At 60.1% G+C, this 14,432-nt stretch carries 11 protein-coding genes; 6 read left to right on the top strand and 5 right to left on the bottom strand.

The features are described 5' to 3' along the window. Nucleotides 1-85: 85 nt before the first annotated feature. Together DW925_RS07895 and DW925_RS07890 are read left to right on the top strand one after the other, a co-directional pair. Nucleotides 86-1,219 carry a 5-methyltetrahydropteroyltriglutamate--homocysteine S-methyltransferase gene (locus tag DW925_RS07895; RefSeq protein ID WP_233540260.1) on the top strand — a complete coding sequence of 378 codons (1,134 nt, stop codon included), beginning with the start codon at nt 86-88 and terminating at the stop codon, nt 1,217-1,219. A 122-nt stretch (nt 1,220-1,341) separates the two neighbouring features. Continuing rightward, entirely contained in the window at nt 1,342-2,676 is a 1,335-nt protein-coding gene (locus DW925_RS07890; RefSeq protein WP_117582868.1) for a uracil-xanthine permease family protein, read from the top strand. A gap of 63 nt (nt 2,677-2,739) precedes the next feature. Here DW925_RS07890 and DW925_RS07885 read toward each other — a convergent pair whose 3' ends face one another. The 4 genes from DW925_RS07885 to DW925_RS07870 all read right to left on the bottom strand — a co-directional run bounded on the left by DW925_RS07885 (nt 2,740) and on the right by DW925_RS07870 (nt 8,957). Further along, nucleotides 2,740-3,405 (bottom strand): alpha/beta hydrolase, encoded by a 666-nt coding sequence (locus DW925_RS07885; protein WP_117582869.1) that lies wholly within the window; start codon nt 3,403-3,405, stop codon nt 2,740-2,742. 207 nt (nt 3,406-3,612) lie between these two features. Continuing rightward, complete coding sequence (locus tag DW925_RS07880; protein ID WP_158556469.1) at nt 3,613-5,403, bottom strand: carbohydrate-binding domain-containing protein; 1,791 nt, start codon at nt 5,401-5,403, stop codon at nt 3,613-3,615. 271 nt (nt 5,404-5,674) lie between these two features. Then, on the bottom strand, nt 5,675-7,438 hold the full coding sequence (locus tag DW925_RS07875) for a carbohydrate-binding domain-containing protein (RefSeq protein WP_158565759.1): 1,764 nt from the start codon (nt 7,436-7,438) through the stop codon (nt 5,675-5,677). 208 nt (nt 7,439-7,646) lie between these two features. Beyond that, on the bottom strand, nt 7,647-8,957 hold the full coding sequence (locus tag DW925_RS07870; protein ID WP_117636875.1) for an NCS2 family permease: 1,311 nt from the start codon (nt 8,955-8,957) through the stop codon (nt 7,647-7,649). A gap of 193 nt (nt 8,958-9,150) precedes the next feature. Here DW925_RS07870 and DW925_RS07865 point away from each other — a divergent pair, with 193 nt between their 5' ends. Continuing rightward, nucleotides 9,151-9,570 (top strand): peptide deformylase, encoded by a 420-nt coding sequence (locus tag DW925_RS07865; protein ID WP_035137017.1) that lies wholly within the window; start codon nt 9,151-9,153, stop codon nt 9,568-9,570. Between the two features lie 131 nt (nt 9,571-9,701). Further along, nucleotides 9,702-10,667: a choloylglycine hydrolase gene (gene bsh, locus DW925_RS07860; RefSeq protein ID WP_117636874.1), complete on the top strand. Its 966-nt coding sequence runs from the start codon at nt 9,702-9,704 to the stop codon at nt 10,665-10,667. Between the two features lie 102 nt (nt 10,668-10,769). On the opposite strand, the gene DW925_RS07855 is transcribed toward bsh, so the two are convergent. After that, nucleotides 10,770-11,681: a DMT family transporter gene (locus DW925_RS07855; protein WP_117790762.1), complete on the bottom strand. Its 912-nt coding sequence runs from the start codon at nt 11,679-11,681 to the stop codon at nt 10,770-10,772. A 118-nt stretch (nt 11,682-11,799) separates the two neighbouring features. Here DW925_RS07855 and DW925_RS07850 point away from each other — a divergent pair, with 118 nt between their 5' ends. Beyond that, nucleotides 11,800-12,657, top strand: a complete 858-nt coding sequence (locus DW925_RS07850; protein WP_117790761.1) for a LysR family transcriptional regulator — start codon at nt 11,800-11,802, stop codon at nt 12,655-12,657. 202 nt (nt 12,658-12,859) lie between these two features. Continuing rightward, on the top strand, nt 12,860-14,341 hold the full coding sequence (locus tag DW925_RS07845) for an aminotransferase class I/II-fold pyridoxal phosphate-dependent enzyme (RefSeq protein WP_117790781.1): 1,482 nt from the start codon (nt 12,860-12,862) through the stop codon (nt 14,339-14,341). Nucleotides 14,342-14,432 lie beyond the last annotated feature (91 nt).

The raw sequence follows: 14,432 nt of genomic DNA, 5'->3' as shown, positions 1-14,432 counted from the left end.
ACTGTTATAAACATATATTTTACGATGTCCATATGAGCGCTCATACTCTGTCCCAGTAAAGCAACCAATGCAAAGGGAGATATCTATGAGCACTTCGATTCAACCGAACGCGCCGTTTCGTGCCGATATCGTCGGCAGCTTTCTTCGTCCGCAGGCCGTAAAGGATGCCCGCGCTGCCTATGCGGCAGGCACGCTTGACGCCGAGGGGCTTAAGGCCGTCGAGGATGAGGCCATTCGCGACCTAGTGGACAGGCAAAAGGCTGCCGGCCTGCAGGTGATTACCGATGGCGAGTTCCGCCGCAGCTACTGGCACCTCGATTTTATGTGGGGGCTGAACGGCGTCGAGCGTCGCACCTCGCGTACAGGCTATATGTTCCACGATGAGGAGACTACCGCCGACACTGCCGTGGTAACCGGTCCCATTAACGGCGAGAATCATCCGTTCGTCGAGCACTTCAAATTTGTCAAGGCGCTCGAGGGGGAGGGCCAGATTGCGCGCCAGACCATTCCGGCACCGATCCAGACGTTCTCCGAAGTCACGCTCGACCGCTGCGATGGCCAGCAGGAGAGTCTGCACGCCGTCTACAAGACCGACGAAGAGCTCGCCGATGCCATTGCCGCAGCATACCGCACCGTGATTGCCGACCTGTATGCCGCGGGCTGCCGCAACATCCAGTTTGATGACTGTACCTGGGGTATCTACTGCGACACCGATTTCGTGGCAAAGACCGGTATGAGCCCGGTTGATCTGCAAAAGGTGAGTGAGCTGGGCGTGGCGCTCAACAACGCCGCCATCGAGGGCAAGCCCGATGACCTTGTCATTAACACGCACGTGTGCCGTGGTAACTACCACTCTACCTATGCCTTCGAGGGCGGCTATGACCCCATCGCGCCGTACCTGTTCGCACACGAGAACGTCGATGCGTTCTATCTTGAGTTCGATACGCCGCGTGCCGGTGGCTTTGAGCCGCTCAAGTACGTTGCCCCCGGCAAGAAGGTCGTGTTGGGCCTGGTGACCACCAAGGCGGCAGAGCTCGAGGACGAGGATGCCATCGTCGAGCGTATTCACGAGGCGGCAAAGTATGTGCCGCTCGAGAACCTGTATCTGTCTCCGCAGTGTGGCTTTGCCAGCTGCGAGATTGGCAACAAGCTGACCGAGGACGAGCAATGGGCAAAGATCGCGCTGGTCAAGCGCGTTGCCGAGCGCGTTTGGAAATAGCGGTAACGTTCGCAGGTGACGGCGCATGCGAGACATGGCGTATCGCGTACAATGGTTCGGATCGTATCGTTCGGGCAGGTTATCCGATATGCCCGATCGCCCTTCCATTCGAAAGGACATCCATGTCCCAGTCTTCGACGCCCGCCGTCACCGATGCCATCTACGATGCATCGTCGCTCGGCCGCCCGCGCATGTTTTTGCTCGGTCTGCAGCACCTGTTTGCCATGTTTGGCGCCACCGTGCTGGTGCCTGTGCTCACCGGCCTCTCGGTATCGGCAACACTATTGTTTGCCGGCTTGGGCACCCTGCTGTTCCACTTCCTGTCGCGCGGTAAGGTCCCTGCATTCCTGGGATCGTCGTTTGCCTTTATCGCAGGCTATGCTGCCATTGCGCCGAACGGTGAAGCCGAGCTTTTGCCCTACGCTTGCCTGGGCGTTGCCTGCGCCGGTCTACTCTATCCGGTACTCGCGGCACTCTTCCGCGCGTTTGGTGCCAAGCGCGTCATGCGCTTCTTCCCGCCGGTGGTGACTGGTCCTATCGTCATTTCCATCGGCTTGATCCTGGCAAGCTCCGCCATTGCCAACTGCCAGACCAATTGGCTCGTCGCCGTTATCGCCGTGGCAGTGATCGTCATCTGCAACATCTGGGGCCGCGGCATGGTCAAGATTGTGCCGATTCTGCTGGGCGTCGTGGTGAGCTATGCCGTTGCGGCCGCGTTGGGTGAGGTTGATTTTTCGGGCGTTGCCGCCGCGCCGTGGGTCGGTCTTCCCATCGTGTGGGACAACACCGTGTTTGCGCTCTTTGGCCCGCAGTTCGATAGCGGTCTTGCCACGACGGCCATCATCACCATCATGCCGCTGGCTTTCGCGACCATGATCGAGCATATCGGTGATATCTCCGCTATTGGCTCCACCTGTGAGCGCAACTACATTGCCGATCCCGGCCTGCATCGCACGCTGCTCGGCGATGGTCTCGCCACGATTCTGGCGTCGCTCTTTGGCGCTCCGGCCAACACCACGTATGGCGAGAACACCGGCGTGCTCGCCCTGACGCGCGTGTTCGACCCGCGCGTGATTCGCATTGCCGCGTGCTGCGCCATCGTGCTTTCGTTCTGCCCCAAGTTCGCTGCCGTAATCGCCGCCATGCCGGCATGCGTTATCGGTGGCGTGTCGCTCGTGCTCTATGGCATGATCAGTGCCGTGGGCGTACGCAACCTCATTGAGAACCAGGTCGATTTCCAGAACAACCGCAACGTGCTGGTGGCCGCTCTGGTACTCGTGCTTTCGCTCGGCATTGCGTACAGCACCGCCGGTGCCATCGTGCTGGAGCTGGGCGGCGTGACGATTTCGCTCTCGGGCCTTGCCGTTGGCTCGCTGGTGGGTATTGTGCTCAACGCGATTCTGCCGGGTAATGACTTCGAGTTTGATGTCTCCGAGCTCGAGGAGGCTGCTAAGTAGCGGCTGCGTTCAGCTAAAACAAAATAAATGGCGCCCATGCGTATGCACGCGTGGGCGCCATTTTTAATGCGTCAGTATCCAGTGGATGCCGCGGGCCATGCGCAAGTCGGTTTGGGCAAAGTGGTTGCCGGGGTTGAGCTCCAGCGTCGTGGGAATACCACGTTCGCCGAGCAGTTTTTCCATGGCGCGCGTGTCGTCGAGTACATGCCGCATCATGCGGTTGGGCGTCTTGGTTTCCTTTTTGCCGAGTGACAGATAGACGGCCTGCGGGTTGCCGGCAAAAGGGGTCGTGCTGGCGCGATCGACAAAGTCGGGAAACCACAACGACCCCGATGCGCTTGCGGCGCGGCTAAAGGCGTCGGTTTGCCAGAGGGACCAGAGCGCGAAGAGGCCCGCGAGCGAGTAGCCGGCAATGCCGCGCCAGGTGGGCGGCTGAGGAAGCGACGACTCGGCCTCTGGGATTATCCAGTTCAACAGCTCATCGAGAAATCCGGATGCCTGACCGCCAAAGGGCTCGGCATCGCGCACGGTTCCGTCGCATCCCCAGGGGCTCAGCTCGCGATTCCAGTTGAGGCTGCCAATGCCGACAAGCGTGAAGGGCGGGCAGTTGAGCTCTCGGCAGCGTTCATAAACCTCCGTGCCGTCGCCCATGACCACGGGAAGATAGATGACTGGTGCGCTTTCGGCATGCTGTGCATGAACGGTTATCTGCTTTTGATACGCTTCCATGACGGGCTTCTCTCGGCGTTGTGATATCGACGGCCCCCATTGTCGCACGCCGGCTCATGCAGATTGGGCTAGACCAAAGACAATCTCGTGCATACCCTGCGGACGCATATGGAAAACGCCACCGCCGGAGGGGAGCTCGGCGGTGGCGTTGTTAAACGGTGCTGGGACTCGGGGCCTTCGCGGGAGCTGCCATGTGCGCAGAGGCGTCTAAGAGCGCTTGCGGCTCGCCATGGTGCCTGCGGCGATAGCAGCTGTTCCCGCAAGGACGGTTGCCACGATGGCCGCACCCGAGGTGTCGCCGGTTGCCGCGAGCGCGCCGGTAGTCTTGGCTTTCGTGATTGAAGCCGCAACGGCCTTGGTCGGCTTTGAGCCCTCAGGCTTGGGGTTCTGCTTGGACTCCGCGGGCTTGCTTTCTGCGGGCTTGGTCTCGTCGGGCTTGGGGTCTTCCGGCTTGGCTACCTCGGGAGGTGCGATGACCATGCTCTTGGCGACAGCTTCGTTATAGGGGGAGTCGATCACAGCGTCGCCCGTGCCGATGGCTTGGCCTGCCTCGTAGATGCCGTCACGGAGCTTGCGATAGTCAATGACCTTGCCGCCTTCGGGCGTCTGGATGGCGGCGTTCTCAATCTTGATGGTGCCGATTGTCTTGCCGTCAGCGCTCATGGCACGGGCAAAGATTGCCGCTGTATCTCCTTCGGCCGTTACCTTGCTGCGGATGATCGAGATGACTGCGGGTGTGACGCCCTCGCTGGTCTGGGCGATGATGCCGATGTTCTCGCCTTGGGGCTCGGGGCTCGTCTCACCATCTTGGTTTTCGCTGTAGGGGATGGGGCCGTCGCCGTTCTCGACATAGCGGGCTATGGCCTTGACAACGGAGTCGCTGATGTAGATGTGGCCACCCTCCTCGTTGGGTCGATCGTTTCTGGTGGAGAATGCAGCCGAAACCTCGCCTTCCGCAAACGCGTCCACGGTGGAGCCGTTCTTGACGACGATATCGTCTTGGTAGGTGAAGAGGGCAATGGCGCCACCGTATCTGCCTTTACTTGTGCGGACTGTCACGTTTGCATGATCGAGTGTGATGCCCTTGTGGGCATAGACGCCATATTCAACACCGTTTGCGTTGAGGGAGGCGTTTGTGGCTGCGAGGCTGCCCTTGGCCTCGACGGCGGCGTCTTTCTCGGAGCTCGCCTTGACCTGGCTGCCGTCCGAGATATTGATGTTGCCGCCGCTCCAAATGGCCTCACCATCGGCTGAGCTTGCCTCGACTGTGCCGCCACCCTTGATGGTGAGGTTCTTGTCGGTTCCGATACCCTTGTCCTTGGTAGCCCTGGCGGTGACGGCCCCGCTGTCGTCAATCGTGATATTGCCGTTTGCCCTGATGCCATCCGATACGCCCGTGGCGTTGACGTTGCCCGAACCTTTGATAGCGAGATCGCCCTCGGCGTCGATGGCATCAAACCCAGCGCTCGTGGCGTTGACGGATCCGGCTCCGTCGATGTTGATATTACCCGTGGAGAGGATAGCGTCCTCAGTAGATGTCACGCTGAGCGTGCTGCCCGCGTCGCCTTGGATATTGAGCTCGGCGTTCTCATTCTTGCCATGAGAAGCCTTGATGCCTTCGATCCAGTCGGCAGTGACGATGTTGTTTCCCGAGTAATTCACGTTGAGCTTGCCTGCGGCCTGGATCTCGCCGCCGTTATAGTTGTTGAGCTTCAAGTCGTCGGCGCCGTCCCACGACCAGGTGCCGGTCTCGTCGCCCGCCGCAGTGCCGGCGTTGTATTTGGTTTCGCCGACCTTGACCCATTCCGCCGCGAGCGAGACGCTCGGCATGAGCAGCGAGCTCACCGTGAGCGCGCACACGGCGCCTACGACGATGCGGCGCGTCACGCGGCGCCAGCTGCCGTGCGCGAGTCCTATGCGACGGCGAACGTCGGGTTCGGCAACATGGGTTCCGGCGGTAGTGTCATTGCGTTTGGGGGTCGTGAACAAGGCTGCCATGGTTGCTCCCGTTCTCATAGGGCCTATACGGCTAGATTCAGCGTATCTGCTGGATGTTGCCGGCGGTAGTGCCGTTTGGAGGGCAAAATGGCCAAAATGGGGGAGAAATAGGCCGCACGCCGGCGCAGGGACCGACGCTAAAAGAAAAGCGCGGGGCCGCATGGCGACTCCGCGCTTTATTGTTCAGCTTTTGCAGCCTTGCCCTTACGCTACGAAGAAGTAGACGGGGAAGGCAAGAGCCGCGATCCACCCGTCCTGTGCGAAAAAGTGTTTACGAGCGTTTGCGACTCGCCAGGGCGCCTGTGACGATAGCGGCCGTTCCTACAAGGGCGGTCGCTATGATGGCTGCGCTCGAGGCGTCGCCGGTTGCCGCGAGTTTGCCGGCGGTCTTGGCTCCCGTGGCTGCAACTGCAACGGTCTTGATCGTCTTCGCGCCCTCGGACTTGGAACCCGGCTTGGTCTCGCCGGGCTTTTCCTCGGGTTTGGTCTCCTCGGGAGGCGCGATGAGCGTGTGCTTGGCGACTGCTTCGTTGTAGGGGGAGTCGATCACGGCGTCGCCCGTGCCGATGGTTTGACCCGCCTCGTAGACGATGCCGTCGCTGAGTTCTTCCTTGTTGCGATAGTCAATGACCTTGCCGCCTTCAGGCGTCTGGATGGTGGCTCCTTCGATTTCGATGGTGCCGATCGCCTTGCCGTCCGCGCTCATGGCAAGGGCGAAGATTGCCGCCGTGTCTCCCTCGGCCGTGACCCTGCTGCGGACGATCGAGATGGTCGCGGGCGTGATGCCCTCGCTGGTCTGCGCGAAGATGCCGATGTTCAGGCCCTCGGACTCAGGGATGATTTCGTCGTTTTGGTCTCCACTGTAGTGGTCGGGGCCGTCGCCGCCGGTCTCGGCATAGCGGGCTATGGCCTTGACAACGGAGTCGCTGATGTAGATATGGCCACCCGCTTCGCCGGAGTAGAAATTACTGGTGGAGATTGCAACCGAGAACCTGCCTTCTGCGAGCGCATCCACAGTCGAGCCGTTCTTGATGACGATGTCGTCCTCATCGGTGAAGAGTGCGCTGACTTCCCCGCCATCTGAGCTTGCGCGGACCGTCACGGTCGCGCCATCGAGCGTGATGCCCTTGTAGACATAGATGCCATACCCAACGCCACCTGCGTTGAGGGAAGCGTTCGTGACCGTGAGGCTGTTTTTACCGTCGATGGCGGCGTCTTCCTCGGAGCTTGCCTTGACCTGGCTGCCACCCGAGATCTCGATACTGCCGTCGGCCCAAATCGCATTGTCCTCGATAGAGCTTGCCTCTACCTTGCCGCCGCCCTTTATGATGAGGTTCTCGTTAGCATCGATACCCTGATCCTCGGTGGCCTTGGCGGTGACGGTTCCGCTGTTGTCGATCGTGATGTTGCCGTCGGCCCTGATGCCATCCGAATCGCCCGTGGCGTTAACGTTTCCCGAGCCCTTGATGGCGACATCGCCCCCGGCATCGATGGCATCGTGCTCGGTGCTCGTGGCGTTGACAGTGCCAGCGCCGTCGATGTTGATGTTGCCGACGGAAGTGATGGCGTCACGAGAAGATGCCACGTTGAGCGTGCTGGACGCGTCGCCCTGAATATTAAGCTCGGCGTTCTCGTTCGCGCCATCCTTAACCTTGATGCCGCGGCCGTCGTCGTTAGTGACGGTGTTGTTGCCCTCGTAGCTCACGTTGAGCTTGCCCGCTGCCTCGATCGCGCCGCCGTTATAGCCGTTGAGCTTCATGTCGTCGGCGCCGTCCCAGGCCCAGGTGCCGGCCTCGTCGCCTGCTGCAGTGTTGTACTGAGTGCCGCCGACGTTGACCCACTCGGCCGCGAGTGAGACGCTCGGCATGAGCAGCGAGCTTGCCGTGAGCGCGCATACGGCGCCCACGACGATGCGGTGTGTCACGCGGCGCCAGCTGCCGTGTGCGAGCAGCGTGCGACGGCGTGCGTCGGGCTCGATAAAATGGGCTCCAGAGGTTTTGTCATTGCGCTTGGGGGTCGTGAACAGGGCGGCCATGGTTGCTCCCATCCTCATAGGGCCTATGCGATTACGCCCAGCATATCTGCAGGATGTAGCCGGCGGTAGTGCCGTTTGGAGGGCAAAATGTCCAAAACTTGGGAAGCAATACATCGCGCGTCCGTGCGTTGCCTGGCTTTAAAAGAAAAGCGCGGAGCCGCTCGATGCGACTCCGCGCTTTTGTGTTCTGCTTTGGCAGACTGTACCGTTACGCCACGAAGAAGTAGACGAGGAAGGCAAGGGCTGCAATCCACATGAGCGGCTTGATCTTGGAGGCCTCGCCCTTAAAGAGCGCGACGATCACGTAGGCGATAAAGCCCAGGCCAATGCCGGCAGAGATGGAGTAGGTGAAGGGTACGCCGGCGACAATCATGAACGCCGGGAAACCCTGCGACACGTCGGACCAGTCGATCTCGGAGGCCTCGCTCATCATGAGGTAGCCAACGTAGACCAGAGCACCGCAGGTGGCGGCGCTGGAAACGATGGTGACGATGGGGGAGAAGAACGCGGCGAGAATGAACAGCACGCCGGTGGTGACGGAGGTGAGGCCCGTGCGGCCACCGTCGGCGGCGCCGGAAGTGGACTCGACGAAGGTGGTGATGGAGGAGACGCCCATGAAACCGCCCACAGCAGCGGCGGCGGAGTCGACGATCAGGATCTCCTTGATATTCTCGACGTTGCCGTCGTCGGTGAGGAACTCGCCCTGCTTGGCCACGGCCATCGCGGTGCCCATGGTGTCGAAGAAGTCACTCATGAGCAGCGAGAACGAGATGACGAGGAGCGTGGGGTCGGTAAGGACCTTGACGATGGCGGGCACGCCGCCGGCGTCGGCGATGGGGCCGCCGATGCTCGAGAAGTCGAGCGGGGCGATGATGCCGGTCGGAGCCTGGGTCACACCCAGGGGGATACCGGCGATAACGGCGACGATGATGCCGATGAGCAGCGAGCCGGGGACGTTGCGGCAGGCGAGGGCGACCGTCACCAGGATGGAGATGATGCCGACGATGAAGGTGGGGGAGGTGATGTCGCCCAGACCGACGAGTGTACCGGCGCCAGCGGTGATAATGCCGGCATCGCACAGGCCAATCATGGCGATGAACAGGCCCAGACCCACCGAGATGGCGTGACGCAGGACAACCGGGATGGCGTCCATGATGGCCTCGCGCAGGCCACAAAGCACGAGCAGCAAGATGACGACGCCCTCAAGGAAGATGACGCTCATGGCCACGTGCCAGTCACCGCCGCAGACGGTGGTGGTGATTCCAGCGATCATCGCGTTGACGCCTAAGCCCGACGCGCATGCGAGCGGACGGTTGGCGAAGATGCCCATGCAGATGGTCATGATGCCGGCGCCCAGGCAAGTGGCGCAGGCGAGCGCTCCCGCATCGATGCCGGCGCCCGAGAGCACTGCGGGGTTGACGGCGATGATGTAGGCCATCGCCAGGAATGTTGTCAGTCCAGCGCGAAGTTCGGTCCCGATTGTGGACTTGCGCTCACTGACGTGAAAAAGTTCGTCCATGCATACCCTTTCCTTGTTCGGCCCCGAGTTTAGGCCGATTGACACGAACCCACCCACTATATCGCCTTTGTGAAGTTGGTGTTCCTCACATGTTGATGTTCGGCGGTTTGTAACGGACGGGCGGTATCTTTCGCATGAAATTGTGTAGGTACCGTATACTTAAGCGGTTACAACGACCCCTATGGAGGAACGTATGATTAAAGAGCTTTGCCACGACGAGGCTATCCTGTCCCAGCGTTGCGAGGTTGCGACCGTCGAGGACGAGTCGGTTGCTCAGGACCTGATCGATACCATCAAGTCGCTCGACGATGCCGGCTGCCTTGCCGCTAACCAGATTGGCGTTACCAAGAAGGTTTGCGTCTACCTGGACGACGCCGGCGAGCCCCACGTGCTCTACAACCCCCGTCTGGTGTTTGGCCTGGGTGCCAGCAAGATGGAGGAGAGCTGCCTGACGCACGAGGAGGTCACCAAGTCCACGCGCTATATCAAGTGCAAGGTTGCCTTTGACCAGATCGTCGACGGCAAGATGAAGGAGTGCCGCCGCGATTACGCAGGCTTTGAGGCGCAAATGATCCAGCACATGATTGATCACTGTCTTGGAAAGTTGGTCTAAGGGGACCAAAGCACCGCACCTCGTCGTTTTTAGTCCGGGTATGACATTGTTGTCATGTCCGGACTTTTTTGTTTAGCGCTCCTTTGTTTGGTGACAATGACCTTAGTAAGAACATTGAGCTAGGAGGCGCTATGTGCACGAGCATTCGATTTACCGATAATTCCGGCCACATGTATCTGGGCCGCAACCTCGACTGGAGCTTTGGATACGGCGAGCAGGTTCGCGTGGTGCCCCGCGGGTTCCACATCCCGTACTCGTTTATCGACGATGCGACGGCGGCGCATGCGGTAATCGGTATGTGTATCGATTACAAGAACTATCCCATGTTTTTCGATTGCGGCAACGATGCGGGCCTGGCTGTGGCGGGGCTCAACTTTCCCGGCTATGCCGAGTATGCCGAGGGGCCGGTTGATGGCAAGACCAATATCGCGGCCTACGAGTTTCCCCTGTGGGTGGCGGCGACGTTCTCGACGGTCGACGAGGCCGAGGCTGCACTGCGCGATACGGTGATTGTCGCCAAATCTGCCGGCGAGGGCCTGGGCGTGTCGCTGCTCCATTGGATTATCGGCGACAGCCAGCGCAGTATCGTGGTCGAGATGATGGCCGACGGCCTGCATGTATACGACGACCCGGTCGATACCCTTGCCAACCAGCCGACTTTCCCGTGGCATATGGAAAACCTGCGCACCTATATCACCGCCACCAGCGATTTTCCGCAGACGGCGACATGGCGCGCCGCCGAGCTCAAGCCCTATGGCGCTGGTGCCGGCATGCGCGGTATTCCGGGCGACTGCTATTCGCCGAGCCGTTTTGTAAAGGCGGCCTACCTCAATGCCAATTACCCGCAAAAGGGCAGCGAGGCCGAAAACGTCGTCCGCATGTTCCGCTCGCTCGAGGGCGTGGCGATGATCGAGGGAGCGTCCAAGATGGGCGACGGCAAGTTCGAGAAGACCATCTACACCGGATGCTTTAGCGCGCGTACGGGCAATTATTACTACGCGACCTACGATGACCCATCGATTCGCTACGTGAGCCTGATGGATGCCGAGGGCGCGAGCCCCGATAGGCTCGTGGTTCCCGAGCCGCGTCGTTCGTAGCCCATAGCTTTACTGCAATGCAAAATGGCCCTGCATCTCCCGTGAGGTGCAGGGCCACTGCGACCTGGGCTTTATCCCGCATGCGCCCCGAGAAAATGTCCCTTAAGCGCGCGCTGCCTGGGCGATACCAGCCTTGGTGCTTGCGCGTTTGCCGGCGAGTTCGCAAAAGACCGCGCCGCCGATGATGAGCGCGGCGCCCATCAGGCGGACCGGCGTTATGCCTTCGCTCAAAAGGATGGCGGAGAACACAACGGCCGAAAGCGGCTCGAGGTAGCCGACAACCGCGACGGTCTGCACGGGCAGCCTGGCGACGGCGCTAAAGTAAAGCAGGCAGCCGACGCCGGTGTTGACGACGCCGAGCATAGCGACGGCACGCCAATCGATGCTTGCGGCGATACCGGGGGAAAAGAACGAGGGGGCGCCTTGGGTGACGAGCGTGAGGACCAGCGCGGTCACAAAGGCGGCGCTCACCTGGAGTGCAGAGTTCTCGAGGCCTTCGATGTGTGGCGCGCCTTTGCTGGCGATGACCATCAACGCGTAGCAGAAGGCCGAGGCAATGCCACAGACGATGCCCGCAATGGGCATGTTGCCGCCGAGATCCTGCGCTGCAACGAGAAAAGCGCCGCAGGCGACGGCGATAAAGCCGGCGATTTTGCCCCCGGTCAGTTTTTCGCCAAAGATAAACGGCGAGAGGGCCATGACGATGATGGGGCCGCAGTAGTACAGCAGCGAGGATACGCCGACGCCGATCGTCTGGTAGGCGCGGAACAGAAAAATCCAGCTGGCACCCAGCGCGGCTCCCGAGAGGATCAGGGCTGCGGCTTCGCGGGGGCGAGATGGCGCCTGCAACTTATGGCGTTGGGTGATGGCGAGGATGGTGACAAGCGAGAGTGCGCCCAAAAACGTGCGCAGCAGCACGATATCGGAGCTCGGCAGCGCGATGGCAGCGGCGATGATGCCGTTGGAGCCAAACAATAGCAATGCTGCTAAGTACGTAAACAGTCCGTTGTTCATGCGCTGACATCCCCTCTATATCCGAGCATGTTCACTATGGGTGAACTGGCTTTAGAAGAAAAGCGAATATAATGCATGGCAAACATGACAAAAACTCATGTAAAGGTGGAGGCGTGCCGTGGAGACCAATATCCAAAAGATGCAAGTGCTGCTCGAGACGGTGCGTGCCGGCAGCTTTACGCGTGCTGCAGAGCGGTTGAGCTATTCGCAGTCGGGCGTGAGCCGCATGGTGGGCGACCTTGAGGCAGACTGGGGTTTTAAGGTACTCGACCGCAGTCGCGAGGGCGTGACACTTTCTGCCGACGGGCGGCAGGTCATGCCGGCAGTCGAGGCGTTATGCGAAGAGTTTGGCCGCCTGCAGCGACGCGTGGATGAGATGCGTGGGCTCATGCGCGGCAAAATCTGCATCGGTACGTTTTCGAGTGTGGCGACCCACGTGCTGCCGCCGGTGATTGCGCGCTTTCGCGCCGATCACCCGGACGTCGATTATGAGTTGCTGATGGGCGATTACTCAGAGATTGAACAATGGGTGGCTGAGGGTCGTTGCGACCTGGGCTTTATCCCACGTGGGCCCCGAGAAAACGGCATGGCATCGCGGTCTTTGGTGCGCGACGAGTTGATGGCGGTAGTACCGGCAGACTCTTTGCTTGCCACGGCGGAGGTCGTTTCTCTTGCCGATTTGGCCAACGAGCAGTTTATTCTGCTAGAACGCGGCACCGATGACGAGATTACGCCGCTGTTCCGTCGGGCGGGGCTGACCGTGCGCTCAAAGCTGTCGACCTGGGATGACTATGCGATTATGGCCATGGTCGAGGACGGCCTGGGCGTGAGCGTCCTTCCGGCGCTCATCTTGCGCCGCTGCCAGTTCAATGTCGCCATTCGTTCGCTCGAAGGACATCCCCATCGGCAGATCAACGCCATATATCGAACGGCCGATGTTTCACTTGCCGCCGCTCGATTCCTTGAATACCTCTAAATGAGCGCACGCCGTTGTCGCTTTGGGATAAATCTCGAGGTTTGGCTCATTTTATTTTTGAAATTGAACTTTCAAATGAGGTGCCGCGCTATACTGCTTGCTAAATTGAACCCTGGTTCAATTCGTGTTCTATAAATTGAACTTTGCCAGCAAGGAGGTTCCTGTGGCCCAAGAGACGTTTAGCGATCGCCTGCGACAGACTATGTCCGATCGCGACGTTCGCCAGTCGGACGTAATCCGCGCATCGGAGATGCTCGGCAAAAAACTCGGCAAGAGTCAGATGAGCCAATATGTGAGCGGCAAGACGATTCCGCGGCGCGATGTGGCAGAGCTGCTCGCCCGTATTTTGGAGGTCGATGTTACCTGGCTGCTCGCCGGTGACGCCGACCAAGGCGAGGAATCATCTCCCCGCAACGATTCCAAGCCCGAACCCCATCCCTCAGCTCAAATTGCAAGGAGCGCCACCATGCGTACTTTTTCTAAATCCACCAAGCTCGATAACGTCCTGTATGACGTGCGCGGTCCCGTCGTCGACGAGGCCGCCCGTATGGAGGACGAGGGCGAGCGCATCCTCAAGCTCAATATCGGCAACCCGGCGCCCTTCGGTTTCCGCACGCCCGATGAGGTCATCAAGGACATGCGCCAGCAGCTGCCCGACTGCGAAGGCTATTCCAACTCGCGTGGCCTGTTCTCCGCGCGCAAGGCGATCATGCAGTATTCGCAGATCAAGGGCTTGCCCAACGTTCAGATGGAGCATATCTACACAGGCAACGGCGTATCCGAGCTCATTCAGCTTTCGATGAACGCGCTGCTCGACAATGGCGACGAGATTCTGATCCCCAGCCCCGACTATCCTCTCTGGACGGCGTGCGCAACCCTTGCCGGCGGTCATCCCGTGCACTATCTGTGCGATGAGCAGGCGGATTGGTATCCCGACCTGGAGGATATGGAGTCCAAGATCACGAGCGCGACCAAAGCCCTCGTCATCATCAACCCCAACAACCCCACGGGTTCCGTCTATCCGCGCGAGGTGCTCGAGGGCATCGTCGAGGTTGCGCGCAGGCATCAGCTGATGATCTTTGCCGATGAGATCTACGACCGCCTGTGCATGGACGGCTACGAGCACGTCTCGATTGCCTCGCTCGCCCCCGACCTGCCCTGCGTTACCTTTAGCGGTCTGTCCAAGTCGCACATGATCGCGGGCTATCGTATTGGCTGGATGGTGCTTTCGGGCAACCAACGCTGCATGAGCGACTTCATCATGGGCATCAACATGCTCTCCAACATGCGCCTGTGCTCCAACGTGCCGGCTCAGTCGATCGTTCAGACGGCACTCGGCGGACACCAGTCTGTCAACGACTACATCCGTCCTGGCGGTCGTGTGTATGAGCAGCGCAACTTTGTGTACGAGGCGCTCAGCAAGATCGATGGCATCTCGGTGGTCAAGCCCCGCGCGGCGTTCTATATCTTCCCCAAGATGGATGTCAAGAAATTCAACATCACAGATGACGAGCAGTTCGCCCTCGACCTGCTGCACGAGAAGAAGATCCTGATCACCCGCGGCGGCGGCTTTAACTGGGCCGAGCCCGACCACTTCCGCATCGTGTACCTGCCGCGTATGGAAGTGCTCAAAGAGTCGCTCGAGGACCTCGCCGACTTCTTCGATCATTACCGTCAAGCGTAGGGGATTGGATATCTTCCGCTGCGAGGGTTGAGACGTCGCAGGATAGGCATACGACAGACACTATGACCCAATCCAGGGGCACGGAAACGAC

The organism is Collinsella sp. AM43-1, from assembly GCF_003467925.1.
Lineage (GTDB): Bacteria > Actinomycetota > Coriobacteriia > Coriobacteriales > Coriobacteriaceae > Collinsella.
This window is presented reverse-complemented; position numbering and strand designations above follow the sequence as displayed.

Bases quoted from the DNA above. Each gene is read 5' to 3' on its own strand.
- DW925_RS07895 (WP_233540260.1), top strand. From the start codon at position 86: ATGAGCACTTCGATTCAACCGAACGCGCCGTTTCGTGCCGATATCGTC.
- DW925_RS07890 (WP_117582868.1), top strand. From the start codon at position 1,342: ATGTCCCAGTCTTCGACGCCCGCCGTCACCGATGCCATCTACGATGCA.
- DW925_RS07885 (WP_117582869.1), bottom strand. From the start codon at position 3,405: ATGGAAGCGTATCAAAAGCAGATAACCGTTCATGCACAGCATGCCGAA.
- DW925_RS07880 (WP_158556469.1), bottom strand. From the start codon at position 5,403: ATGGCAGCCTTGTTCACGACCCCCAAACGCAATGACACTACCGCCGGA.
- DW925_RS07875 (WP_158565759.1), bottom strand. From the start codon at position 7,438: ATGGCCGCCCTGTTCACGACCCCCAAGCGCAATGACAAAACCTCTGGA.
- DW925_RS07870 (WP_117636875.1), bottom strand. From the start codon at position 8,957: ATGGACGAACTTTTTCACGTCAGTGAGCGCAAGTCCACAATCGGGACC.
- DW925_RS07865 (WP_035137017.1), top strand. From the start codon at position 9,151: ATGATTAAAGAGCTTTGCCACGACGAGGCTATCCTGTCCCAGCGTTGC.
- bsh (WP_117636874.1), top strand. From the start codon at position 9,702: ATGTGCACGAGCATTCGATTTACCGATAATTCCGGCCACATGTATCTG.
- DW925_RS07855 (WP_117790762.1), bottom strand. From the start codon at position 11,681: ATGAACAACGGACTGTTTACGTACTTAGCAGCATTGCTATTGTTTGGC.
- DW925_RS07845 (WP_117790781.1), top strand. From the start codon at position 12,860: ATGTCCGATCGCGACGTTCGCCAGTCGGACGTAATCCGCGCATCGGAG.